The sequence below is a fragment of the Sedimentibacter saalensis genome, assembly GCF_007830175.1.
Taxonomy (GTDB): Bacteria; Bacillota; Clostridia; order Tissierellales; family Sedimentibacteraceae; genus Sedimentibacter; species Sedimentibacter saalensis.
Map to the genome: position 1 here is coordinate 19,358 of NZ_VLKH01000003.1, position 25,505 is coordinate 44,862.

General features: G+C 37.9%; 20 protein-coding genes and 1 riboswitch. Of the genes, 2 read left to right on the top strand and 18 right to left on the bottom strand.

Translation table 11 applies throughout. The features are described from left to right. Positions 1 to 59 precede the first annotated feature (59 nt). Positions 60 to 1,127 (bottom strand): GerMN domain-containing protein, encoded by a 1,068-nt coding sequence (locus tag LY60_RS05365; RefSeq protein ID WP_212633453.1) that lies wholly within the window; start codon positions 1,125 to 1,127, stop codon positions 60 to 62. A gap of 134 nt (positions 1,128 to 1,261) precedes the next feature. Next, entirely contained in the window at positions 1,262 to 2,065 is an 804-nt protein-coding gene (gene pgeF, locus LY60_RS05370; RefSeq protein WP_145081039.1) for a peptidoglycan editing factor PgeF, read from the bottom strand. A 159-nt stretch (positions 2,066 to 2,224) separates the two neighbouring features. Between pgeF and pdxR the strand changes: the two genes are divergently transcribed. Continuing rightward, complete coding sequence (gene pdxR / locus LY60_RS05375; protein WP_145081042.1) at positions 2,225 to 3,595, top strand: MocR-like pyridoxine biosynthesis transcription factor PdxR; 1,371 nt, start codon at positions 2,225 to 2,227, stop codon at positions 3,593 to 3,595. 114 nt (positions 3,596 to 3,709) lie between these two features. Here the strand turns inward: pdxR and LY60_RS05380 are convergent, their stop codons facing one another. From LY60_RS05380 to trmB, 11 genes are all read right to left on the bottom strand, one after another. Then, positions 3,710 to 6,400, bottom strand: a complete 2,691-nt coding sequence (locus LY60_RS05380) for a cation-translocating P-type ATPase (protein ID WP_145081045.1) — start codon at positions 6,398 to 6,400, stop codon at positions 3,710 to 3,712. Positions 6,401 to 6,617: 217 nt separating this feature from the next. Then, positions 6,618 to 8,000 carry an NAD(P)/FAD-dependent oxidoreductase gene (locus tag LY60_RS05385; RefSeq protein WP_246145378.1) on the bottom strand — a complete coding sequence of 461 codons (1,383 nt, stop codon included), beginning with the start codon at positions 7,998 to 8,000 and terminating at the stop codon, positions 6,618 to 6,620. Between the two features lie 29 nt (positions 8,001 to 8,029). Beyond that, positions 8,030 to 9,232 carry an efflux RND transporter periplasmic adaptor subunit gene (locus LY60_RS05390; RefSeq protein WP_145081051.1) on the bottom strand — a complete coding sequence of 401 codons (1,203 nt, stop codon included), beginning with the start codon at positions 9,230 to 9,232 and terminating at the stop codon, positions 8,030 to 8,032. A 15-nt stretch (positions 9,233 to 9,247) separates the two neighbouring features. Next, positions 9,248 to 11,593 (bottom strand): ABC transporter permease, encoded by a 2,346-nt coding sequence (locus LY60_RS05395; RefSeq protein ID WP_145081054.1) that lies wholly within the window; start codon positions 11,591 to 11,593, stop codon positions 9,248 to 9,250. Then, complete coding sequence (locus LY60_RS05400; protein ID WP_145081057.1) at positions 11,593 to 12,300, bottom strand: ABC transporter ATP-binding protein; 708 nt, start codon at positions 12,298 to 12,300, stop codon at positions 11,593 to 11,595. Before LY60_RS05400 ends, LY60_RS05395 begins: the two co-directional genes overlap by 1 nt. A gap of 12 nt (positions 12,301 to 12,312) precedes the next feature. Next, positions 12,313 to 12,924: a TetR/AcrR family transcriptional regulator gene (locus tag LY60_RS05405; protein ID WP_170226110.1), complete on the bottom strand. Its 612-nt coding sequence runs from the start codon at positions 12,922 to 12,924 to the stop codon at positions 12,313 to 12,315. 224 nt (positions 12,925 to 13,148) lie between these two features. Continuing rightward, positions 13,149 to 14,933: an ABC-F family ATP-binding cassette domain-containing protein gene (locus LY60_RS05410; protein ID WP_281291820.1), complete on the bottom strand. Its 1,785-nt coding sequence runs from the start codon at positions 14,931 to 14,933 to the stop codon at positions 13,149 to 13,151. Between the two features lie 40 nt (positions 14,934 to 14,973). Then, a complete protein-coding gene (locus LY60_RS05415; RefSeq protein ID WP_170226111.1) occupies positions 14,974 to 15,690 on the bottom strand; it encodes an RluA family pseudouridine synthase in 717 nt (238 codons plus the stop codon). Positions 15,691 to 15,701: 11 nt separating this feature from the next. Next, a complete protein-coding gene (ybaK, locus tag LY60_RS05420; protein ID WP_246145379.1) occupies positions 15,702 to 16,178 on the bottom strand; it encodes a Cys-tRNA(Pro) deacylase in 477 nt (158 codons plus the stop codon). An 11-nt stretch (positions 16,179 to 16,189) separates the two neighbouring features. Further along, positions 16,190 to 16,459, bottom strand: coding sequence for a DUF1294 domain-containing protein (locus LY60_RS05425; RefSeq protein ID WP_145081069.1), 270 nt, complete (start codon positions 16,457 to 16,459; stop codon positions 16,190 to 16,192). After that, on the bottom strand, positions 16,456 to 17,094 hold the full coding sequence (gene trmB / locus LY60_RS05430; protein WP_145081072.1) for a tRNA (guanosine(46)-N7)-methyltransferase TrmB: 639 nt from the start codon (positions 17,092 to 17,094) through the stop codon (positions 16,456 to 16,458). Before trmB ends, LY60_RS05425 begins: the two co-directional genes overlap by 4 nt. Before the next feature lie 129 nt (positions 17,095 to 17,223). On the opposite strand from trmB, the gene LY60_RS05435 reads away from it, so the two are divergent. Beyond that, a complete protein-coding gene (locus tag LY60_RS05435; RefSeq protein WP_145081075.1) occupies positions 17,224 to 17,757 on the top strand; it encodes a DUF2179 domain-containing protein in 534 nt (177 codons plus the stop codon). A 155-nt stretch (positions 17,758 to 17,912) separates the two neighbouring features. On the opposite strand, the gene LY60_RS05440 is transcribed toward LY60_RS05435, so the two are convergent. The 5 genes from LY60_RS05440 to dapA form a co-directional block, all read right to left on the bottom strand. Further along, a complete protein-coding gene (locus LY60_RS05440; protein ID WP_145081078.1) occupies positions 17,913 to 20,933 on the bottom strand; it encodes an MSCRAMM family protein in 3,021 nt (1,006 codons plus the stop codon). Positions 20,934 to 21,375: 442 nt separating this feature from the next. After that, the gene (locus tag LY60_RS05445; RefSeq protein WP_145081081.1) at positions 21,376 to 22,698 is read right to left on the bottom strand and encodes an aspartate kinase; all 1,323 of its coding nucleotides are present in this window, start codon (positions 22,696 to 22,698) and stop codon (positions 21,376 to 21,378) included. A gap of 123 nt (positions 22,699 to 22,821) precedes the next feature. Then, entirely contained in the window at positions 22,822 to 23,523 is a 702-nt protein-coding gene (gene dapD / locus LY60_RS05450; protein WP_145081084.1) for a 2,3,4,5-tetrahydropyridine-2,6-dicarboxylate N-acetyltransferase, read from the bottom strand. A 21-nt stretch (positions 23,524 to 23,544) separates the two neighbouring features. Beyond that, positions 23,545 to 24,252 carry a 4-hydroxy-tetrahydrodipicolinate reductase gene (dapB, locus tag LY60_RS05455; protein ID WP_246145380.1) on the bottom strand — a complete coding sequence of 236 codons (708 nt, stop codon included), beginning with the start codon at positions 24,250 to 24,252 and terminating at the stop codon, positions 23,545 to 23,547. A gap of 12 nt (positions 24,253 to 24,264) precedes the next feature. Further along, a complete protein-coding gene (gene dapA / locus LY60_RS05460; RefSeq protein ID WP_145081086.1) occupies positions 24,265 to 25,146 on the bottom strand; it encodes a 4-hydroxy-tetrahydrodipicolinate synthase in 882 nt (293 codons plus the stop codon). A 146-nt stretch (positions 25,147 to 25,292) separates the two neighbouring features. Further along, positions 25,293 to 25,445, bottom strand: a riboswitch (Lysine riboswitch). Positions 25,446 to 25,505 lie beyond the last annotated feature (60 nt).

Below are 25,505 nucleotides of genomic sequence, written 5' to 3' on the forward strand. Positions count from 1 at the left end.
ATTAACCAGAGGACGTCTATGCCGCCCCTTTCTAATTAAATCTTAACTCTTAATTCTATTTAGTATTGGTTGAATACCGGTGTTACATTGTCATCTTCAAAGTTAAGACCTGCTGCTTCAAATGACAAGCCTTCTATGTTGTATTCAACATCTGCTATTTCTTCAAACTGCTCAAGACAAAGAACAACTATTGCGTTCATATCTTCAAATTCTTCCTGTGAAAGGTTCACAGCTTCAACACCAAGATTAACAACTGCTGTGCCGCCTTTTACTTCAACATCTCTTAAGTTTACGCCAACAGGTATGTTGTTGCTCAGTACCGTATCAGACGGCGCTCCTCCAAACAGTCTTTCAACCACTGCAACCGCTGGATTTCCAACTTTTGATGCAGAAAATGTCAAAGGAACATAGTGTCCTTCCACTTCAGTATCAGGAGCTTTATAATAAACGGTGTAGTTGATTCCGTTATCTTTACCCTGCAAGTTGATATTTTTTCTTTCAAAAGCAGTGTCTATACTATAGCCTTTAGATAGGGCTGCAATGTCCTGTCCTTCAACCATGATTTCCACCTTGTCAATTGTAGGAAATTCGGTCAAAGTGTATGTAAGAGCAGAAACCATATTTTTTTCCTGATCTATTGACTCTGTATTTAATACATGATTGCTTAAATCGACAACGCATAAACCATCCTTAATAGACATTCCTCTTATTTGTGTTCCTTCAGGCAAGACGCCGTGAAGATTTGATTGAGCTATTTTCTTTTCAATTTCGCTTCCTACAACCATGCTTCTGAGTGTTGCTTTTGCAATTCCTTCTTCCCATGGAATCTTTGTATTTACAGGTACTATAAAACCATTTTCATCTTCATAATATGCCAGTATATCTTTCATCTTTTCTTCTTGAGCATTGACAGTGATGGTTTCAACAGCTTCTTGTTCTATATCTTCCTTAGCTTCTTCTCCGATGCTGTCATCTACAATTTCAAAATCTGACAAGTCTGCCAAATCTGTTACGTCCGGATTTTCTCCTCCCTTTAGACCAACCATCATGTCTAAAGTACTGCATCCTGTTATGCTTGCTGCCAAACAAACAATCAATATTAGAGATATATTCTTCTTAATAGACAATTTCATACCCTCCTCACGTCTTTATATAGTATTATATTTGGCATGTACCGAAGATATGATTAATAAATTAAATTAAAAAAATATTATAAAAAAGATGCAGCATTCAACGAGAATACCCGCTTAATTTTGCCTGATTATTTAAGCATTATGATTCCACACATGAGACCCCTTTTCCCCTTTTGCCCACGGTGAGAAAAAAACATGTTGTTGTTGCACTTGGTGCACAATCCTGACAATTCAATGTTAGAAGTTTTCATTCCATGTTTGACCATGAGATACTTGTTTATTTCCCAAAGGTTGAAATGATATTTTTCTCCCTTGACAATCATAAAATCCGTATATTTTTCATCGTATTCAAGAAACATGTCTGCCACGTCCTTGTCAACTTCAAAGCAGCACTGTCCAAGAGAAGGGCCTATGGCTGCAATTATATCTCCCGGATTACTGCTGAAATCCCTCACAAATGCATCCACCATTTCTCCTGCTATGTTATTAAGAGTTCCCTTCCAACCTGCGTGAGCCATTCCCACCACATTTTTCACAGGGTCGAAAAAAAACAGCGGAGTGCAATCAGCGTGGAATGTCATGAGAGCTATATTTCTTTTATCTGTATACAAGCCGTCAACATCAGTGTACAAAGGATCCATCATTGCATATCCCTTGTATTCTTCTGTTACATATTTGATGTTCTTTGTATGAGTTTGGTCTGTTTCAACAATATCATCCAGATTGATGTTGAGTCTTTCTGCCATTATTCTGTAATTAGTTTTAACATTTTCTTCTTCATCACCTGAACCCATTCCTAAATTCATGGAACAGAAATTGCCGCTGCTCACGCCGCCTTTTCTTGTGGTGAAGCAGTGAAACAAGTTTTCATGATTTTCAAGTGACGGAAATGTTACATATTCAAAACCATCAATTTCATTTATTTTGTGCATATATACTCCTCGAAATAAATTTCATTATAATTATAACATATGAAATATTAATTTAAATGATAATTTAATATGAAATAAATCAAATATATGCTAAAATAAGTGTAACTTTAGTTTTTATAAAATCTTGATATTTAAAATGGTCAGTTCAAGGAGGTTTCCATGATAATATCGCCTGTCTTTGACAAGGAAAGCAGCAAGGCGCTGTACATACAGCTTTACGAATACATAAAGAACGAAATAATATCAGGTCTGTTAAAGCCTGATTCCAAGCTTCCTTCCATCAGAGAAGCATCAACGACCCTTAACTTAAGCAAGACAACAATTGAAAATGCATACAGCCAGCTGGTGGCTGAAGGCTACATTGAAAATTTCCCAAAGAGGGGTTACTTTGTATGCGACCTTACAGAATACAACTTTGAAATAAATCATGACGTACAGAAAAACATACTAGATCAGCAGTCTGAAATAAATTATTTAAATAACGGCGTTGACAAGGAAAGCTTTGACACTTCAGCATGGAAGAGACTTTACAACAAGGTAATTTCAGATGAAAGAACTGACATTTACTCCAGCGGCTCCATTCAGGGAGAAAAATTTTTAAGGGATGAAATAGCTAATTTTGTAAATACAATGCGGGGAGGCAACACAAGCGCTGATCAGGTAATTGTTGGAGCAGGCGTTCAATATCTTTTGGGAATTCTCATAGGAATAATTAAGGAGGATTACAATGCTGTGGCTGTTGAAACACCTGGTTTTAACAAAGCAGAGTTCATATTTGAAGATTACCTCTTCAACATACACCACATAGAAGTGACGGACAACGGCTTTCCAGTAGAAAAACTAAGAAACAGCGATGCTCATCTCATATATATAAGCCCTTCACACCAATATCCTCTTGGAACCATCATGCCGGTTAACAAGCGAATGGAGCTTTTGGATTGGGCACAAAAGAACAACGGTCTCATAATAGAAGATGATTATGATGGCATGATAAGATATGGAGGAATGCCAATACCAAGTCTTCAGGGACTGGATAAGAATGACTGCGTCATATACCTGGGTTCATTTTCAAAAATGCTTCTGCCTTCTCTTAGAATAAGCTTCATGGTTATACCTAAAAGGCTTCTTTCGAAATACAATGAAATTAAATACAGGCACACTCAGTCAACTTCTAAAATCGACCAGGTAGTTCTTGCAAATTTCATGAAGGAAGGCTACATGCTCAAGCACCTTCGAAAAATCAAAAGAATTTACAGCAAGAAAAACCTGGCTCTCTCTGCAAGCTTCAAAAAAACATTCAAGGATAGACTGGAAATAATAAATTCTGACTCAGGTCTTCATGTTGTATGCGAAGCATATGTAAAAAAAGATGACATACATTTGATGGAACAAATAAAAAATTCCCGCATTTTGCTAAACATCATAAGCAGAAATGGGGATAAAATAATTTTTTCACTGAATTACAGCGGAATTGATACTGATAAAATTCAGGACTTCACAAATTTGCTGGGCAAGGTGTTGTTTGAATAATGTAGAGAAGGACTACCGTCTCCCGAAGATAAATTACTGAATTAACAATGCGGGAGGACACGAGGTCCTCCCCTACATTTTAAATTGCCAATGATTCAAATTAAATCAATCAATTTATTTGTTTTTAAATAATTTTTTGTACACTTCTCCTGCTACCAGAGGGATGAAAGCAAACATCATTACTATTTCCCAGTCAAGCATGGACAATGGCACAACATTGAATATATCGCTTAATATAGGAACATACAATACTGCAACCGTAAGAGCAAAAGATGCAAATACAGCCTGAACCATTCTCATGTTGGTAAATACGCCTATTTTAAACAATGTGAATTCCTGAGATCTTGAAGAAAATGCTCTTAAAAGTTCAGCCGTAATCAATGTTGCAAACACTATACTTCTTTCATGAACTAAATTTTCTGCTCCAGGGTATGCTTTCATTGCCCAGTAATAGGATAAAAGCGATGCTGCTGATATGGCAATTGCCTGGAATACAATTCCTCCAAGCATTCCTCTATCAAGTATTGGCTCTTTCGTGTCGCGAGGAGGGTGGTTCATAATTCCCGGTTCTGCATTTTCAACTCCAAGTGCCATAGCAGGGAAACTGTCTGTAACAAGGTTCAGCCACAAAAGCTGTATTGGAACAAGAGGAACTTCCCATCCAAGCAAAATGCTCACAAATACCAGGAGTATTTCGCCTATGTTGCAGCTTAACAGGAAGAACACAAATTTTTTGATGTTGCTGAAAATTATTCTGCCTTCTTCAACTGCGTTAACTATGGTAGCAAAGTTGTCATCTGTAAGAATTACTTCTGCTGTGTTCTTAGCAACGTCTGTTCCGGTGATGCCCATTGCAACTCCTATGTCTGCCTTTTTAAGTGCAAGTGCGTCGTTTACGCCGTCACCGGTCATTGAAGTGATATGTCCGTTTTCCTTGAGAGCAGTTACAATTCTTACCTTGTGGTCAGGCGAAACTCTGGCATATACTTTTGTTTTCTTTACAACTTCTCTTAATTCTTCATCACTGAACGCATCAAGTTCTGCCCCCATCATTGCCTGGTCTTCAGATTCAACCATTCCAAGGTCCTTAGCAATTGCATATGCCGTTTCCTTGTAGTCTCCGGTAATCATTACTGCTTCAATTCCTGCATCTTTACATTCTTTTATGGCATCTTTTACTTCAGGTCTTGCAGGGTCGATCATTCCTACCAATCCCACAAATATCATGTCGTTTTCAACCAGATCGAATGACAGGTGTTCAGGAACCTGATCCCATACCTTGTATGCTGCAGACAACACTCTCAGAGCTGAGCGTGCAAATGTCCTGTTCACATCAAGAACTCTGTCCTTAAGTTCCTTTGTAAAATCCACTATTTCACCGTTAAGAGCAATTTTTGAGCATCTGCTTATAACAATGTCCGGTGCTCCTTTTGTAAATGAAACAACTTTTCCTTCTATGTAATCTGTGTGGAATGTGCTCATCATTTTTCTAGCAGAGTCAAACGGAAGCTCATTTACCCTCGCATAGGATTTGTTAAGCTGTTCCGTTGTTTTTCCAAGCTTTCCTGCAAATGTGACAATTGCTCCTTCTGTAGGATCTCCAATTACTTTGTACATTCCTGATGAGTTGTCAAGATGCGCATCATTCGCCAGGGCTCCTATTGAAGCCAGGTTTATAAGGTTAGGAAGAGCATCCACAGTTATCTGTCTGCCCTCAAGCTTCACAGCTCCAACCGGTTCGTATCCTCCGCCTTCAATTTCAAGTATTTTATCATCAACGTATGCTTTTACAACAGTCATCTCATTTTGAGTGAGCGTCCCAGTTTTATCTGAACATATTACAGAAGTTGCGCCAAGAGTTTCAACTGCCAAAAGTTTTTTAACTATGGCATTTCTGCCAGCCATACGGTTCATACCAATGGACAATACTATTGTAACTATTGCAGGAAGTCCTTCAGGTATTGCTGCAACTGCCAGACTTATGGATGTAAGAAGCATTTCGAGAACTTCTCTTCCCTGCAAAATGCCTACGCCAAATACTACAACGCATATTATTATTGTCAGGGTTCCAAGAACTTTTCCAAGCTGGTTAAGCTTTATCTGAAGAGGAGTCTGCTCTTCGTCATAGGATTGTATCTTTGTAGCTATGTTTCCTATTTCAGTGCGGTGGCCTGTTCCAACAACTATGCCCTTGCCTCTTCCGTATGTAACGATAGTGCTTGAGAATCCCATGTTGTGCCTGTCACCTATTCCGGCCGGTCCTGCAATTGATGCTTTAGCATCCTTTTCTACGGGAACTGATTCTCCTGTAAGTGAAGCCTCTTCGATTTTTAAATTTGAACTTTCAATCAGCCTCACATCTGCAGGAATTATATCTCCTGCTTCCAATACAACAACATCTCCTGGTACAATGTCTGCTGCCGGAAGAACCATCTGGTTTCCGTTTCTTATTACTTTTGCATTAGGAGCACTCATTTTCTGCAGGGCTTCAACTGATTTCTCTGCCTTGCCTTCCTGATAGATACCCAAAACAGCATTTATTACTACAATTGCAAGTATTACAAAAGCATCTTCCTTTTCTCCTACTGCTGCTGAAATTCCTGCTGCAATTATCAAAATTATAATCAGAAAATCAGCGAACTGAGCAACAAGCTTAGACCAAAAGCTCTTCTTAGCCTGTGCTTCCAATTCATTTTTTCCATATTTTTCTATTCTTTGTAATGCTTCCTGATCGTTGAGCCCGAAATCTTCATCAGTGCCCAGCTCTGACAAAACATCTTTTTTGCTCTTGTTGTACCATTCCAAAATATTTATCCTCCTAATATAATTTTCCAAAAATTACGTATACATTATTATAATGTAATTATTGCCATAATTGCAATATATATTTATTATACATTTAAAATCAAACAATTTTCAACAATATATGCAAAAAAATAAACCGAATTATTATTCGGCTTATTTTATGAAAAATTATTTAACACATGAAATAAATTCACGGACTTGGAATTTATTTCGATCATTATTCTGCTTTATTGTACTTTGAGAAGAGTATTCTTCCCACATGTACGCCGCTTGCTGATGCTTGAGAAAGGGAATGAGTTACTCCTGAGCTGTCCCCCAGCATATACAAATTCTTAATTTTTGTTTCAAGATTGTTGTTGACTTCAACTGTCGAATTATAGAATTTTACCTCGACACCGTAAAGGAGAGTGTCTTCATTTGACGTTCCCGGAGCAATTTTATCCAAAGCATAAATCATTTCAATTATGTCATCCAGCTGTCTTTTTGGAATTACAAGGCTTAAATCTCCCGGAGTTGCATTGAGTGTTGGGTTCGTAAAGCTCTTCATCATTCTTCTTTCATTTGTCCTTCGGCCGTTTACAAGGTCTCCAAAACGCTGAACAATAACTCCTCCTCCAAGCATGTTGCTGAGCCTTGCAATTGATTCCCCATACTCATTGCTGTCATGGAAAGGCTCTGTGAAATTGTTTGATACAAGAAGAGCAAAGTTTGTGTTTGCTGTGTGTAATTTCACGTCCGAATAGCTGTGGCCGTTTACAGTAACAATTCCGTTTGTGTTTTCATTTACCACCACTCCGTGAGGGTTCATGCAGAACGTCCTTACAAGGTCGTTGTATTTTTTTGTTCTGTAAACAATTTTGCTTTCATAAACTTCTTCTGTTATGTGCTCAAATACTTCTGAAGGAAGCTCAACCCTTACTCCTATGTCAACCCTGTTTCTCCTGGTCTTGATGTCCATTTTGTCGCATATGCATGAAATCCACTTTGAGCCTGAGCGTCCTGTTGCAAGAACAAGATCCCTGCATGAATATGTCTTGTTTTTTGTTTCAACGTGGAATTCATCATTACCTGCATCAATATCAAGAACTTCACAATCAAAAACAAATTCAACTCTTTCCTTCAGATAATCATACATGTTGCCCAAAATGTTTATATTTCTGTCAGTTCCAAAATGCCTTACCTTTGCATCCAAGAGGTGCAAATCATGCTGAAGCGCCTTTGTCTTAAGAGCTGTATTGGCAGTTGAGTACAGTTTTGCATCTGAACCTCCCATACCGCAGAGCACCTCATCCACATAGTACATTAAATCCAGGGCTTCCTGGTCTCCCACATACTTGTTCAGGTATCCCCCGAAATTGTTTGTTATGTTGTACTTGCCGTCTGAAAGACTTCCTGCTCCACCGAATCCGTTCACCACATTGCATATGTTGCAGTGTATGCACGACTTTATTTTCTTGTTGTCAATTGGGCACTTTCTCCTGTCAAGGCTGTGTCCTTTTTCTATTATTAAGACTTTAATATCGGATTTTTGTTTTGTAAGTTCATAGGCCGTGAACACCCCGCTGGCTCCTGCCCCCACTATTATTACATCATAATTCATATTTATCCTCCAATTACGAATTTCTGTTTTTAATACTCAATTAGAACAACTTCGTTTTCTTTAAGTCCTGAAGTTATTTCTATATTGTCATCGTCCTTTATTCCGGTAGTTACTTCCCTTTCAGTTTCTGCATTGTTTTCTATCACTGTCACATACTGCTTTCCTGATTTATCATAAACAGCATCTTTGTCTACAAGAAGCACATTTTCCTTTTCCTCTAGAACAATTACAACATCCATTTCAGAACCTATTTTGTATCCGTGATTTTCTTCAAGTTCTCCTAAGTCTGCTTCAATTCTTACCCTTTTTTGCTCAACTCCTAAATCTGAAACTTTTGTCTGAGCCTTAGGGTAAATTCTGCTCACTTTTAGTTCTTCATTACCGCCCTTGCTGTTTATAACAAAAGGCATTCCAACAACTGTATCTTCCGCATCCTCTGCAAGAACTTCAACATATGCTCCAAGGTTATTTTCATCCTGGATTTCCACAACCACAACACCTGCCTGGGTCATTCCTCCCTGATGGACGTTAAGTTCCGTAATCACACCATCAAATTCAGCTTTGATTGAAGATTGTTCAATACTTTTTTCAAGAATTTTTATTTGAATCATTATTTCTTCAACTTGTGCTTCATATTGCTTTTTAACATTGGATGAAACTCCCCTTATGAGGAGGTTGTAGTTGTTTTTTGCTTCCTGAAGCTGATTTTCAAGGGCTGTCACATCATACTGGGCCTCTTCGTACTCAACCTGGCTCACTGCTCCGCTTTCATAAAGCGCTTTAAGTTTATCGAAACTACTTTTGGCAAAACTCAGGTTGTTTTCAATTGTATTGATTTGTAGCTTCATGTTGGATATTTCCTGAAAGTCTGCTCCTTTGACTGATTCATTGTATGATGCTGTGATTGCCTCAATTTGTTTGTTGGCTCTTTCTATTTCCAGGTCATAATTATTTTCATATGTCAAAATTATACTACCTTTTTTTACTTTGTCACCAACGGATACATTCAGTGTTTCCACTCTTTGACTCATGTCAGAATAAAATGTGTTCACTCTTTTTGAGTAAACAGTTCCGGTTTCTTCTATTGTATTTTGTATTGTGCCCATTTTTACCTTAGATGTTGTACCGTCAAATGTTTTTTCACCTAAATTAGACATGGAATACAAGGCAACAGCAAGTATTGTCGAAATTATTGCAATTGATAATATTATAAGTTTTTTCTTATTTTTCATCTTCCCCTCCAAATTTTATGATATTCTGCTTTTCAATGCCTGCATGAAATCCAGCCTGTGAACTTTAGCATATGTCATTAGCTGAGCCAGCACTATAAAAATAATTGTCAAAATTATTGAAACAACAATGTTATTTAATGTTATGGGCTCATTCATGGTATAAATGTCCGTCGTGTACGTCTTTGCCATATAATCCACGAGCCACATGCCAAGAGGTATGCCGGCAGCTATTCCAAGGACTGTCATTATCATGTTTTCCCTCACTAACATATTGAAAATCTCAGACTTTGAAAATCCCATGACCCTCAGTGATGAAAATTCCATAGTTCTTTCATTGATGCTCATGAGCGTCATGCTGTACACAATTACAAATCCCAAAAGGCCCGAAAATATAACCATAAAAATCATTGAGGCTGCAGTTACAGTTGTAAATTCCTCAAATGCCCCTCTTAAATCATCCTTAGACATTATGGTTATAGTCTTCATGTCATTAAGTGACCTTGCCACATCATCGTCTGTATTTATATAAACACCGTTGGCAACGCCTTTGTCAAGGAAGTTCTCATTCATGTAGTCTATGTTCATGTATCCGTTTATACCAAGACTTTGCTTGATTATTCCTTTTACTGTCACATAGCCGTCGTCGTGTCCGGGCATGAAATTTTTAAGAAGAACTTCATCTCCAACTCTTGCATCAAGAGAAGATGCGAGATTTGAAGATAACAGTATTCCGCTACTAGGCAGTCTCACCGGATTTCCCTTAACATCCTCAAACCCATAAAATACAGTGTTTTCTTCCAGCCCTATAATGCTTATAATTTTAGACTTTTTGCCGTTTTCTATTTCAAAAGGAACTTCATTTCTTGCTTCCATGTTCCTGTATTTAATTTTTTCTGCAATTTCATTTTTTATATCTTCATTTTGAAAGCCGTTGAAGCTTATGTTGTATTCAGCCTTCATAAATTCGTCATAATGTCTGTTGAACATTACGTCTATTATATCAACCATCCATATTGTCATTACCATCATACCGCAAGTAATTGCAACCGCTGCTCCTATAAAGACAAACTTTTTCTTTTCCCTGAATATATTTCGAAGAACAATTTTCCAGGAAAAGGGTACATGGTTCCAGACAATCTTAATATTTTCTATGATAATTCTTTTCCCCTTCTTGGGAGCCTCAGGTTTCATTGACTCTGCAGGATTTATCTTAACAATGTTTCTTACACCCCAAAAACCTGATATGATACAAAATATAAGTGATAAAAGCACAGATATTAATATTCTGTAGTAATAAACCTTGACCGTAAGCATGGGAATGTTGAAGAAAACAAGGTAATAATTTGTCATTACACCTGACAGAGCTGTTCCCATCAATGACCCAAACGTTCCTCCTATTATCCCTACGCTTGCAGCATATTTCAAATAGTGGGACATAATTTCAAAGTCCGTAAACCCCAGGGCCTTAAGAACCCCTATGGATGTTCTGTCTTTTTTTACTATTCTTGAAAGCATTGTGGTGAGCATGATGGCTGCAAAAATAAGAAATATGATGGGAACTGATTTAGACATCATTTCAAGTCCTTCAATTTCCTGACTCAGCATGCCGTTGCTCAGCTGATCTTGTTTTTTTATAACTCTCCTCACACCATACTTTTCCAGATTGTCCTCTAAATATTCCTTTGTCTGGTCAAGAGATTCATCATTGTTGGTGGTTATGAGCATTTCATTGAAACTTCCGTTGGAGCCGTAAATCTTTCTGATATAATCTTCCTCAACATACACCACTCCGAATTTTTCAGGATCCGGAAGCATTGTCTGTTCATTTTCCATCATGTATGCATATTCTGAACTTGATGCCACAGCTGTTACATTGAATTTATACTGCCTTCCATTTATTCTGAGGAATATTTCATCACCCACATTTATGTTTCTTGCAGCTGCAAACTGCTCAATTACTATGACATCATTATCAGACAGAGTCCTTCTTCCTGACTTTATAAACAGCTTGTTGATTTTGCTTTCATATTTGTCCACAGAAATGACCCTGACATCAACATCTTCATCATTGTCGTCTGTAACAAATGGAGTGTCAAACACGAGCCTTGCTTCAGCTTCTTTTATATCAGCCTCACCAACTAAGCTGCTCTCAAGCTTCTCAGGCAATCCTGATGCTGTGACAAATATGTCTGCAAAATTGGTTTCCATGTAATAATCGTCCAAGGAATCACTTAAGTTAATTGAAGAATTGCTGACAGCAGTGAAGACAAAAATACCCGTTATGATTATTGCAAGAACAGCAATGTATTGACCCTTAGTGTTTTTAATCATTCTAAAAAGTCTTTTGTCAAGCTTTTTCATTACCAATCAATCCTTTCAGCAGGAATAGGATCATCATTTATGATGACTTCCGTGATTTTGCCGCTTCTCATTTTAATTACCTTATCGGCCATCTGCGCTATTGATGCATTATGGGTTATAACCACAACAGTCTTGTTGTATTTTTCGTTCATTTCTTTAAGGACTCTGAGTATTGATATACCTGTTTCAAAATCCAGTGCTCCCGTAGGTTCATCACACAGTAGTATTTGAGGATTTTTAGCAACAGCCCTTGCAATTGCAACTCTTTGCTGTTCACCACCGCTCATCTGAGACGGAAAGTTATCCATTCGTGACCCAAGTCCTACGGCTTCCAACACTTCCTCTATATCAATTGGGTCCCGGCAAATTTCTGCTGCAAGTTCAACATTTTCCTTTGCAGTAAGCGTTGCCATGAGATTGTAAAACTGAAATACAAAGCCTATTTCATTTCTTCTGTACATTGTAAGCTCTTTGTCGCTTATTCCCGTTATCATGTCTCCATTGAAGTAAACTTCACCTGATGTTGGAGTGTCCATTCCACCCACAATGTTTAAAAGAGTGCTTTTCCCTGAACCGCTGGGACCGAGAATCACAATAAATTCACCCCTTTTAACTTCAAAGCTTACATTTTCCAGAGCCTTTACTGTGACATCACCCATTTTGTAAAGTTTGCTTATATTTTCTGCCTTCAATACTACTTCGCTCATATTCTCACCTGACTACCTTTCTTCAAGAATGCCGTACATTAAAATGTTCATGAGCCTTATATACTCGTCTTTAACAACATCATAATATTTCTCATAATTTGATCCATCCTCTGCAAACAGCGGCAAGTACCTGCTCTCTATTATGTTTGTCAAGCTTGCCATGAGCAGGACAATGTCATTTGCTTCAATGTTTTTTTTCATTGGCAGACCTTTTATTATGTCCATTAATATATTTATACCGATTTGCTTAATTTCCATATATCTTTTTTCTATATCATCTTTTAATTTTTTTGGAGAATTACTAAAGCCTCCAACCAACATTCTATAATGCATGGGGTTGTTCATAAAAAATTTGTATTTTACTTCCATCAACTTCATCAAGATTGTTATGAAATCATCCTTAGGAAGTTCCAAATCTTTAAATTCATTTAACGCATCATCTATGCATTTGTTCATGGCAGTCATAAAGAGATTTTCCTTTGAACCGAAGTAGTGAAATATGAGTCCTTTGGACACCTCAGCCCGCTGACTTATCCTATCGGTGTTTGCTTTTTCAAAACCATGTTCAGAAAACTCTTCTATGCTCGCCTGTACTATTTTGTCCTTTTTGGAATTGTCAAGCATCAACCCACCTCCTCTTAATTGACTTAACAGTCAATTATATTATACATTATATTGACTAAGAGGTCAATATATGAATAAACTCAAACCTATCCACACAAAAAAGAGCCCCTCAAGGCTCTCGTAGGGGCGGATGTGCCCGCCCGGTGCTGTTACTTCACTGCTTAATGCTAAATTACCAGGTCGTAGGGGCGGATCTTGTGTCCGCCCGGTGTTATTCTCTTTGTTTAATTTTGATTTTCTATCAGTTCTTTAAGGTCATTCAGGTAAATCCACCTGTTCATTTTTTCTTCAAGCTGCACTTCAAGATTTTGTTTTTCATCCATTATTTCCTGAAGCTTCATGTAATCTGTGGCACTTTCTTCAAGCTTTGTTTCAGCTTCAGCTATTTTTAATTCAATTGCGGCTATGTCATCGTCGATGGTGTTGTACTCCTGCTGTTCCTTGAAAGAAAATTTAAGTTTTTTTGGTTTTTCTCTTGTTTCCTTCTGAACGTCCTTTGTTTGTCTAGGTTTTTCCTGCTGTTTTTCATTCAATATCCTTACAGCAATGTAATCGGAATATCCTCCGTTGTACATAACAACTGTTCCGTCTCCGGGAAGTTCAAGTACCGTGTCAACCACCTTATCCAGAAAATATCTGTCGTGGGATACGGTAATCACTGCACCGCTGAACGTTTCAAGATAATCTTCAAGCACGGTGAGAGTTTCTATGTCAAGGTCGTTTGTAGGCTCATCAAGAAGCAATATGTTTGGTGCAGTCATGAGCACGCTCAGCAAAAACAACCTTCTTCTTTCTCCGCCGGACAATTTTTTTATTGTGTTGTACTGCACATCAGGTGAAAACAAAAATCTTTCAAGCATCTGGGAGGCAGTTACACTTCCTTCAGGCGTCTCAACAACTTCAGCTATATTTTTTATATAATCTATAACTCTTTGAGAATCATCTATTTCTTTTGCTTCCTGAGAAAAATATCCAACATTGACAGTGCTTCCTATTTCCACATGACCTTTATCCGGCTGAGTTTTTCCTGCCAGTATATTTAACAGCGTTGATTTTCCCGCTCCATTTTTCCCGACTATTCCAATTCTTGCATCGCGAATCACAGTAAATTCAAAATCATCAACTATTTTTTTGTCTCCGAAACTCTTTGAAATGTTCTTAACTTCTATTGTCTTCTTTCCAAGCCTTGAAGATACAGAGCTCAGTTCAAGCTTTTCAACCACTTCAGTTCCAAGAGAACTTTTAAGCTTTTCAAACTGTTCAATTCTTCCCTTTGCTTTTGTGCTTCTCGCACGTGCTCCCCTTTGAATCCATGCCAGTTCCTTTTTGTAAAGCGTCTGTTTTTTCCTGTCGCTGCTTGCTTCCATATCCTCACGGAGGGCTTTCAGTTCCAGAAACTTTGAGTAATTTCCTTCATAGGAATACAAGTTTCCCTTGTCAAGTTCAATTATCTTGTTTGAAACCCTATCCAGGAAATACCTGTCATGGGTAACCATGAGTATTGCTCCTGAATATTTCACAAGATAATTTTCAAGCCAGATAATCATGTCATTGTCAAGATGGTTTGTGGGCTCATCAAGAACCAAAAGCTCACACGGATTTACAAGAGCACTGGCAATTGCAACTCTTTTTCTCTGCCCTACCGAAAGCAGATTTACTTTTTTGTCATATTCATCAATTCCAAGTTTGCTCAAAATTGTCTTTGCTTCATATTCCATGAGAACCTTGGTTTCAGTGCTTGAATTGATGAACACCTGCTCAAGGACAGTGGCATCATTATCAAAGGCCGGGTCTTGTTCAAGAACGCAGATTCTGTCTCCCGGACTTTTTATTATATTACCGCTGTCCGGCTCTTCGACTCCAGATGCAATTTTTAAAAGTGTGGATTTTCCTGTTCCGTTGATTCCAACCACCCCGATTTTATCGCTGTCGTTGATATATAAGTCAACATTATTAAGAAGCACCTTTTCTCCGTAACTTTTATTTACTTTTTCCAGTGTAATTATCATTATAATTGCCTTTCAATTTTTGTTTAATACAGAAATTCATTTACATTTGCCTTTCCCTATTGATATCTGACTTAAAGAAATCAAAAATCGTGAAAGGGTAATTCTTAGGTAAAGATGTAAACTCTGTGTATTTTTTTGTTTTGGGATGTTTAAATCCGAATTTGTAAGACCAAAGGGCAGGTATAGTGAAGTCTTTTTTCTTCATAAATACCTTGTTGTACTTGTTATCTCCCCATATGGGAGTTCCTGCATTTGAAAATTGCAGCCTGATCTGATGATGTCTCCCCGTAAGGAGATTTATCTTAACAAGGCAAAGAGTTCCGTATTCTGCAGTTTCAGCAGTTTCCAGAACTTCATACTCAAGTCTTGCAATCTTACCCTGCTTGTCTTCAGCTGTAGTCACTTTTGACATGTTTATTGTCTTAAGTTTTTTTATATAGTCTTCAAGAATTCCCTTATTATTGGCTGGTTTTCCGCACACAACTGCAAAATATTCCTTTTTTGTGTGTCTTTCCTGCACTTGCCTTGAAAGTTCCTTGTTGGCGAAATCATTTTTAGCGAATACAATCACGCCTCCTACAGGCCTGTCAAGCCTTTGAATGAGACCAAGGTAAGGATTGTCGCCATTACTTTTCACATAATTGATTCCTGCGCTCATAAGGTCATCATCTTCTGTCTTGTCGCTTTGGGATGGAATTCCCGGAGGCTTTATAAGGCAAAGAACATGTTTATCTTCATATATTATATCAAGTTCCATTTTTTCTCCTGTCATATTAAATCGGCATATGATGCTTCAGCTGCCCTTAACAAGTCATCGGGACTGAGTATCATTTGTATTCCAATGGCTCCGCCGCTTACAAGTATTTTGTCCTGAAGGAGGGCAGATTCGTCCACAAATGTTTTGTAATGTTTCTTCATTCCTATGGGAGAACAACCTCCCCTTATGTATCCAGTATTTTTTGTAAGATCTTTTAAAGGAAGGAGCTCAATGTTTTTTTCACCTGAAGCAGAGGCTGCTTTTTTTAAATCAAGCTCGTATTCAACAGGAACACAAAATACATACAGTTCCTTGCTGTGTCCAAGAGACACTAATGTCTTAAAAACAGCCTCCGGGTTTTGCCCTGTTTTGTGAGCAACAGATACCCCGTCAATTTTTCCGTCTTCGCACTCATATGTCAGACAGTCATATTCGATATTAAGTGAATCGAGAATGCGCATGGCATTTGTTTTATTTATTTTTTTCACGCTATCACCTCTTACAACCTTGTGTACAGCCCATAAATCGCAAAAATGTTAAGAAGAAGAGCTATAAAAGTAATTGCAACAAACCCGGCTTTTCTTGTCTTGTGATGGAATAGAAGCATGGCTGCAATGCTTCCGATAGTTCCTCCTAAAAAGCTTGTGAGATGCAATGTTTTTTCTTCTATTCTCCATTTGTCTTTCCTGGCTTTTTGTTTATCAACATAAAACATCACAAATGAAATCAAATTAATTATTATGAAATATATGGCTAAATATTTAATCATTTTAATCTCGCTACCAATTTATTTATTTTTTTGCCCTGCTCTGTAAAACGCTGTTCATATTCGGTCATGACGTTGTCTTCCGCGTAAGGGCTATTGTGCAGATCTCTTGTGCACATAACAATTTCCCAGTTGTCTGCCTCAAGCTCCTGAAGTGAATACTCAAACAAATCATCATTGTCTGTCTTCATGTGTATTTCTCCTCCATCTTTAAGCACCTTTCTGTAAACATCAAGGAAATTTTTATGAGTCAACCTTCTCTTATAGTGAGAGGGTTTTGGCCATGGGTCTGAAAAGTTCAGATAAATTCTTTCTATAGACTTAGGTTCAAAAACATCCGTAAGTATGTCTCCGTTTGAATAAACTACAAAATAATTGTCCGGATCATTTTCTATGACGCATTTTGCGCATCTGTACGCAACCTTCACGCTTTTTTCGAATCCAAAGAAATTCACCTGTGGATTTTTTAGAGCCGTTTCCCTTAAAAACTTGCCTTTTCCGCATCCAAGCTCAACATGTATGGGGTTGTTGTTTTTGAAGGCGTCATTTAGCATGTATCCTCTTTTTTCCGGTTCAGTGATTGCTTTTTCGTGATTCTGCAGGTATTCGTACTGACCGTGAACATATCTTAATCTCATAATACACTCCTTAATTTTCTAATAGAATTTTACAATACTTTGTAATAATTAACAATATAATTTTATACATGTTGCATAAAATACCAAAACCAAGTAAAATAATAGTAACAAAAGAAAAAGGGGTGAATTATGGATTTTCTATTTAACATATCGGGACCAGCTCTTTATATCATAATATTTTGTGCAAAAATAATAGAAGTATCAATTTCAACTGTGCGATTAGTTTTAATCAACAAAGGTGAAAGAGTTAAAGGCGCATTATTAGCTTTTATTGAAATAATGATTTGGTTGATTGTAGTAAGCTCTGTTTTAAATAACATAACAGAAGATCCAATTAAAGTATTCATTTATGCCATTGCTTTCTCAATGGGAAATTTCATCGGTGTTACGCTCGAGTCAAAAATAGCTGTGGGACTGTCATCCATACAGGTAGTGGTAAATGAGGAAAATGGTGAAGAGCTGGCAGATATTCTCAGAGATCAGGGTTTTGGAGTAACAATTATTGATGGAAGAGGAAAAAATGACAGCAAGAAAAATCTGTTATTCGTTCAACTGAAAAGAAAAAAAATTCCTGAAGCAGTGAAGCTTATTAGGCTTACAGCACCTCAGGCTTACATTACAGTCAATGACATAAAGTCCATGATGGGCGGATATATAAAATAGCATATGAAAAGCAGTTCAAGGTGAACTGCTTTTTTATTGCAGTTCACGACCACAGCATATAGGTAATATTAACAGCCGTATATTGCACAACAGTGTTTCCCGGTATTTTATAAAGGAAAGGAGCTGGCTGTCCAGCCCCTATACTTTACTGTTAATCATTCTGGCATATCAATATCCAAATACCATCCGCAAGGTATGCGGGCAACCGCATGAACTGCCACATAATTCTTATTACCGTTAACCTGAACCTCAGCACCATCAGTATATGGGAATTGGCCAGGTGCATCAGTCATAACACCTTTCTTTAAAGGCAGCTGAGTTGCACCAATCCATACATGTGTTTCTTCAAATTCAACTCCTTCAAAAGGCTCGAATGTTACACTTATATATCCATTTTCATAATTAATTAACACTTGACCTACTTTTGCTCCTTTGCTTAAGTCGTTGCCGCCTGCACCTGCATAAAGATCAGCTGTGATTGATGTTGGAGTTGTAGTATCAACTTCTATATACCATCCCCAATTTCCGGATGATGGAAGTACATCCTTATTTTCATGTGAAAACTCACTGCTGTATCCCCAGGCTGTTTCATCGCTGTAGCACTGGTTCCAGAAGTTTGCGGCTATTTCATTTCCTGTGTCTATGTCACCTGGAAGCTCAATGATACGTTCACCGTCATCCGGTTCGATTGCTGTCCAATTTTCAGGAATTTCTTCTCTTACACGGTACGTTCCTGCAGGAAGGCCGGCAAATGTATAAGCTCCGTTTGCGCCAGTTTGGCCGGATTGTCTGTAATCCTCATCCCAAACTCCATCTTCTTCAATCCATCTGTCAAGATGCATGGTCCATCCTTCTAAAGGATTTTCATTATCTGGTCCGCTGCCAAGATAATCTTCCCATAAATATCTATATTTGTATGCTGTGATGTCAAACAGCTCTTCATTTTCAAAGTTGTAGAATGGACCTTCTTCACAATCTGATGAATCTTCAGGCAAGGTTACCTCATGATATATTTTTTCTGTTGTGTCAAAAGGTTCTCTCTGAATCCAGTGGTCCTCATCATCTATAATTTCTTCAACTTTGTACTTTCCTGCAGGCAAATCTGTGAAACAATACTTGCCGAACTCATCTGTTTCATCAGAAGCAAATATATCTTCTAGCCAGCCTCCTGTACCTTCATTAAGTGTTTCATCCCACTTGTACAAATTGATTGTCCATCCTTCAAGGCCTTCTTGTGTTGTGTAATTCAACTTGTAACCTGCGATATTGTATTCTACCGGTGGTTTATTTTCAAAGTTGAAGCTCATAACAGCAGAGGCTGTATCTGTATATAAATTAACCCCATCAGATTTTTCTGTTATAGCACCGGTTGATTTGTTGATTTCAAAGAATTTTCCTGCTTGTGCATCATGGCCGTAAAGTGTACCGTCTCCGCTGAATGCAAGCTGAAGGGAGAAAGTATATCCTGTGCTGCGAATTACTTCAAATCCGCTGCCGTCACGATTAACCTTGAAGAATTCATATTTTCCTGAATTTAATCCGAAGCCGTAAATAACACCTTCCGGCGAAATTGCAATGTCCCCGCTAAATGTCCATGCATGTGTGTTGTTGGATATATCACCCATTTTGGTTGCAACATCAACATCTCCATCTGCCTTAAACGTGACCTCGTACAAATCGTCTGTAGCACCGCCATAACTGGAAGTCGGGCCTCCTGCTATATAATAATACTTTCCGTCAAAGAAATCGGCACATGCAATTTCTCCCGGCAAATTGCCAAGATATTCCTGGGTGCTTGTATCACTCAAATATAATTTTGCAAGTCCAGGATAATTTACAAAGTACAGATATCCGCCATCCTTGTCATAAGCAAGACCATTAGGTCCTATATTGCTAAAGCTCAGTCCACTTTCTAAAGTTATTTGGTAAACTTCGTCGGCATCAGCCGTAAGAGGGTCTACTTTGAATATTTTACCGGTATTACGCTGAATTCCATATACTATATTTTCTGTTGGAAGTGTCACATAATGGAAGCCATCACCGCCAGGATATACTTGTTCCCAGTCATCATCTATCAAATCCTCTCTCACACGGTATTCACCCATGGGAAGATCCAAGAAGCAGTACTTGCCTGTTCCATCGGTTTCTACTGGATCCACATAGTCTTCTTCCCAGTCTCCGTTAATCCATTTGTCAAGATGAATTAACCACCCGGAAACAGTTTCGCCTGTATCGCTGTTAATTTTGTAACCACTGATTTCATAAAGAGGCGGACATTTATAAACTCTGATTGCATCCAGATCAAATCCGTCAGTGTTGCCAGAATCTGATGCTGTGATTGTTACATCCCCGTCATTAGGCGCAGTAATAGGCAGAAAGTTTACAGTAAAGGTGCCTCTTGGTGTGGCATTTGAAGTATATGTAGACGGATACGCTTCAGCATAAACATTTCTTGTTATGTCTATGAATGTTATGCCCTGGGCATATACAACTTCATCCGGCAAATAGAACTGAGTTATGCCAAAGCTGCCTTCTGTTGCAGTTGTGCTGTCATGGAAATCTCTGTTAAACAGATTTTCATCGAATTCATCCTCAGGAATATAAAGTTCTCTTATCTCTGCCTTGCGTGCAGGAGTTATATAGTTTATAGCTATTCTGTTACCTGCAATGCCTGCATAATATGCATTGCCGTCAAGTGCGGGAATGCCAAGGGAAGCATCTATTCCTTCTGTGTCATTTTCTTCATAGGGGTAGATATCCCCGTTTGAATCTTTCACATAGGCACCTGTCAGATAAACCAGGGTTGCTTCAGCATGCCATCCTGTTGCAGCTCCCCAGGTTACTTCTGCCAGCTCAATATCAGGTTCTCCATCTACATTGAAGAAATTATCATCAAATGTATAATTTGTCCATTGGCGGGCAGCCAATCCAAAGAAATACCTGTTGGCCATACCGCCGGCAGTTTGAACTGCATCAAAATCTCCCAGCGCATTTGCAGGATCCAGTCGCAGATAATGATAATCCGTGTAGCTGCTTATTTTGACAGGAACTCCTGTTCCCTGAGTTACACCGGATGCATACATTTCTTCATTTTCCATAGACTGTGAAAATGCCGGAACAGCAAACAGTGACAATAACATAGTAATAACCACTGTCAATGCTACAATCTTTTTCATTTTTACTCCTCCTTCTTTGACCAATAACATGTATTAACGCACATCCCCTTGTATTTATTAAACATGTTGTGTTTCCATCACCTCCTTAGTTATTCATATTAAAACCTCATAAACACAAAAACCGACCAAAAGGTCGGTTACGCTACTAGCTCCCTCGGAGAAAAGCGTCCATATATGTCTCCGCAATCATCACTACCATATTATTATATTTAAATTTTAACAAGTCCATGCATGATACACCAAATTATATTTCATTAAATGATAATTTGCACTTTGTATATACCCAAGGCAACTGCATGTAAACATTATTATTTTTTTGTTATAATTATGCTTTTACAATAATGACATTACTTTGCAATCCTTGTTTTATATGTCTGAAAGATAACTTTCAAAATAAAAAAGGCCTTACACGCGACTTGTATCGCTATGCTCAGCCTTATTTTTATTTTACAAAAGCATTGTATATTGCTCTTATGGCATTTTCAAAATCCTTGTCATCAACGCCAACTATGATGTTTATTTCACTTGAACCCTGGTCAATCATCCTTATGTTTATGTTGTTTTCTCCAAGAGCGTTGAACAGCTTTGCAGAAATACCCGGCCTGAACGCCATTCTTATACCAACTGTGGATATGAGACTCAGATTCTTGTATGTCTTTACGGAATCAGTGCCCAGTTTATCTTTTAACTCCTCCACAATTTCATGAGTAGTTTTTTCCACGCATTCTGTGGGAACAACAATTGAAAAACTGTCAATTCCTGAAGGAATGTGGTCTATGCTTATGTTTCTCTCTTCAAATATTTCAAGAGCCTTTCTTACTACACCAACCTCATTGGCCATGTGTTCCTTGTGAATGTAAAAAAATGTGAAATTTTTTCTTCCTGCAATTCCTGTTATGACATGTCCGTTATCATAGTCTTCGTCGACCTGGTCATCGCCCACTATTACCGTTCCCGGATTGTCAGGTTCATTTGTGTTCCTTATGTTTATGGGAATACCTGCTTGTCTCACCGGAAATACTGCTTCATCATGAAGAACAGAAGCACCCATGTAGGAAAGCTCCCTCAGCTCCTGGTATGTGATTTTATTAATAGGAAGAGGATTTTTGACAATTCGTGGATCTGCCATCAAAAATCCTGAAACATCAGTCCAGTTTTCATACATGTCTGCTTTGGCAACACTTGCCACAATTGAACCCGTTATATCCGAGCCTCCTCTGGAAAATGTCTTGATGCTTCCGTCTGGATAGGAACCGTAAAATCCCGGAATGATAGCCTTGCTGCTTTTAGAAAGAGCTGCCCCAAGCTTTTCATTTGTTTTTTTCTTATCCACTGTTCCGTCATACTTGAAAAATATTACATCCTTTGAATCTATGAAGTCGCACCTGAGGTAAGAAGCCATAAGCTTGGCGCTTAAATATTCTCCTCTGCTTACAATGTAATCTTCATCACATTTATTATCCAGCATATTTCTTATTGTTTCAAACTCACTGTGAAGATCTATGTCCAAATTAAGCTCATCCTTTATTTCATTGAACCTGTCTTCAATTAATTTAAGAACAGGAGCGTATGGAACTGAAAACTTCAAGTGTGCATGAGTCAAATACAGCAAGTCTGTAATTTTGTTGTCATCCTTGAATCTTTTTCCCGGAGCCGAAACAACCACATATCTTCTTTCTTCATTATCTTTTACTATGTCATGCACCTTTTTGAACTGAACAGCATCTGCCAGCGAAGTGCCTCCAAATTTAGCAACCTTTATCATTTTGTCCTCCTATCTGCATTATAACTTTTTAACAATAACACATGAAAAGTGCCCTGTCAACAATTATAATACAGATGTACGTCATGTAAATACAACTCTTTGTTTGTGTCCTGTCGTCCTACATTATCCTCTTAAGTCATCCAAAAGTTTTGTTTTTTCCACAGTCCTGTCATCCTTGTACTTTATAAGCTTCGCAGGGCTTCCTGCCACAACAGCCATTTCCGGAACATCCTCAGTTACGACACTGCCTGCTGCAACAACGGCTCCCTTGCCAACCTTTACTCCTTCAAGCACAACAGCATTTGCACCTATGAGCACGTCATCTTCAATTATTACAGGAGCCTTGCTCGGCGGTTCTAAAACACCGGCTATAACTGCCCCAGCACCCACGTGAACATTTTTTCCTATTGTTCCTCTTGCACCTACAACTGCATTCATGTCCACCATTGTTTTTTCTCCGATAACAGCTCCAATGTTTATAACTGCTCCCATCATAATTACTGCATCCTTGCCTATTGTAACCATGTCTCTTATAACAGCGCCAGGCTCAATTCTTGCCTGTATTTCATTTGTATTGAGCATTGGAATTGCAGAATTTCTTCTGTCATATTCCAAGTGATAATCCTTAATATTTTTATTATCAGCTATAACTTTTGCTGCATCTTCATATTCTCCTATGAGTATTGCCATTTCTCCTGTTTTGAAAACTTTTAAACCGTATGTTTCCATGTTGTCTATATTTCCTGAAACGTACAGCTTCACAGGTGTTGATTTTTTTGCTTCCTTAATATATTTAGCTATTTCATATGGATCTTGTAATAACATAATTTCCTCCTGATATTTTTATTAGGCAATATTTATGATTTTGCCTGTTTCCTTGCCTTTAAATTCGAACATGTCTTCAGTTTCATAAAAACCTGCTGCTTTTTTGCATAGCTTAATTGCAATGTCAAGCGCACCTCTGGCAAATATTTTTTTTGAAAATGCAGTATGCTTGATTTCAATAATTTCATCTGTTCCTGAAAATATAACCAGATGTTCTCCAGGTATAGTCCCTGCTCTTAAAGAATGCATCTCTATTTCTTCCCTGCCAGTAACAGATTTTATGTCTTCAGCCAGTGTCTTTGCAGTTCCGCTTGGCGAATCTATTTTCTTATTATGATGTCTTTCTACTATATCTATGTCAAAGTCCCTTAATTCATTAGATATTAATTTAAGCATTTTTCGCATAATGTTTATTCCAACTGAAGTATTTGATGAAAGTAATACAGGAATTAATTTGCCTGCTTCTTCTATTCTAAGTTTTTCCTCATCAGAAAATCCAGTTGTACAAATCAAAAGAGCACATTTTTTTCTTGTTGCATAATCAATTAAAAAATCAAGATTAGCAGGATTTGAAAAATCAATTACTACATCAACTTTACCTAAGTCTTCGCCGTACTGTCCGTTTCTTGGAGACAATATTCCTGCAATATTAATGTTGTTGTAAGTAGTTGCTTCTTGCTCTATTGTTTTTCCCATGGCGCCCTGTCCGCATAATACTATATTAATCATAATTTTGCCTCCTTAACAAGATATCCCGCAGTTTTTCATTTCCTGAATCAATTTTTCCTTGTTCTCCAAAGACATTGGATACAAAGGAGCTCTAAGTTCAGGGCTGCACATGTTCATGAGACCCATTGCTTCTTTAACAGGTATGGGATTCGTTTCAATAAACAATGCATTTATTAGACCATTTAAAGAAAGCTGAGCATCTCTTGCGGCCTTCAAATCTCCATTGTTGAAATCATCAACCATTTTTTTTGTTTCTGCAGGCAGTATGTTGGCAACAACTGAAATTACTCCGTGTCCGCCCAGTGCCATGAGCGGTACAACCATATCGTCGTTTCCTGAATAAACAAGAAAATCTTTTGGGCAAATTCTGATTATTTCTGCAACCATGCTTATGTTTCCGCTTGCTTCCTTGATTCCTGCTATATTGTCAATTTTTGAAAGTTCTAAACAAGTCTTTGGTTCAATGTTCATTCCTGTTCTTCCCGGTACATTGTAAACAATTATAGGCAAAGATGTGCTCTCTGCAATCATTTTGTAGTGGTTTACCAGACCTCTCTGTGTTGTCTTGTTGTAATAAGGCGTAACAATCAAAAGACCATCAGCACCTGCTTCTTCGCAAAACTTAGCCTTTTTTATTGCTGATAAAGTGCAATTGCTACCTGCTCCTGCTATAACAGGAATTCTTTTGTCTACTCTTTTTACAATAAATTCAACAACCTGATGATACTCATCATCTGTCATTGTCGCAGCTTCTGATGTTGTTCCTGCGGCAATGATGGAACCTGATTTTTCAACATGCATGTCAACCAGTGTTCCTAATGTTTCAAAGTCAATCTCTCCATTTAAAAATGGCGTTACCAGAGCTACTCCACAGCCTCTTACTAAATCGTTCATACTTTTCTCCTTAAAATTATTTATTACTAAATAATTTTCATGCCGCTTTTTTATCTTTTTGAGTTTTCCCTGAATGCAATAAAAAAAGCGACATAAGAGCAAAAGGGCTCTCAGACGCTTACAAAAAACACCGAACCTTCTGCCCAGCATATTACAGCTCTCTCTTATAGGATTGGGAAGCATCCTATAAAAACAGTATTACATCTCTTAAATGTAAGCCCAGGGAAAGAATCCCTTCGGCGAATCACCCTTTCAAAGCTGTGCTTTTACTCTTGATCATCGCAACCTCTGTAATATACCCACGAAAATATTTAATTTTCATCATTATATGCTCTGTCAAAGATTATGTCAACAACAAA

Coding starts and splice junctions, on each gene's coding strand:
- dapA (WP_145081086.1), bottom strand. CDS start 25,146: ATGAACGATTTAGTAAGAGGCTGTGGAGTAGCTCTGGTAACGCCATTT.
- pgeF (WP_145081039.1), bottom strand. CDS start 2,065: ATGCACAAAATAAATGAAATTGATGGTTTTGAATATGTAACATTTCCG.
- dapD (WP_145081084.1), bottom strand. CDS start 23,523: ATGTTATTACAAGATCCATATGAAATAGCTAAATATATTAAGGAAGCA.
- LY60_RS05400 (WP_145081057.1), bottom strand. CDS start 12,300: ATGAGCGAAGTAGTATTGAAGGCAGAAAATATAAGCAAACTTTACAAA.
- LY60_RS05440 (WP_145081078.1), bottom strand. CDS start 20,933: ATGAAAAAGATTGTAGCATTGACAGTGGTTATTACTATGTTATTGTCA.
- trmB (WP_145081072.1), bottom strand. CDS start 17,094: ATGAGATTAAGATATGTTCACGGTCAGTACGAATACCTGCAGAATCAC.
- LY60_RS05425 (WP_145081069.1), bottom strand. CDS start 16,459: ATGATTAAATATTTAGCCATATATTTCATAATAATTAATTTGATTTCA.
- LY60_RS05395 (WP_145081054.1), bottom strand. CDS start 11,593: ATGAAAAAGCTTGACAAAAGACTTTTTAGAATGATTAAAAACACTAAG.
- LY60_RS05405 (WP_170226110.1), bottom strand. CDS start 12,924: ATGCTTGACAATTCCAAAAAGGACAAAATAGTACAGGCGAGCATAGAA.
- LY60_RS05385 (WP_246145378.1), bottom strand. CDS start 8,000: ATGAATTATGATGTAATAATAGTGGGGGCAGGAGCCAGCGGGGTGTTC.
- pdxR (WP_145081042.1), top strand. CDS start 2,225: ATGATAATATCGCCTGTCTTTGACAAGGAAAGCAGCAAGGCGCTGTAC.
- dapB (WP_246145380.1), bottom strand. CDS start 24,252: ATGATTAATATAGTATTATGCGGACAGGGCGCCATGGGAAAAACAATA.
- LY60_RS05415 (WP_170226111.1), bottom strand. CDS start 15,690: ATGGAACTTGATATAATATATGAAGATAAACATGTTCTTTGCCTTATA.
- LY60_RS05435 (WP_145081075.1), top strand. CDS start 17,224: ATGGATTTTCTATTTAACATATCGGGACCAGCTCTTTATATCATAATA.
- LY60_RS05390 (WP_145081051.1), bottom strand. CDS start 9,232: ATGAAAAATAAGAAAAAACTTATAATATTATCAATTGCAATAATTTCG.
- LY60_RS05445 (WP_145081081.1), bottom strand. CDS start 22,698: ATGATAAAGGTTGCTAAATTTGGAGGCACTTCGCTGGCAGATGCTGTT.
- LY60_RS05410 (WP_281291820.1), bottom strand. CDS start 14,933: ATGATAATTACACTGGAAAAAGTAAATAAAAGTTACGGAGAAAAGGTG.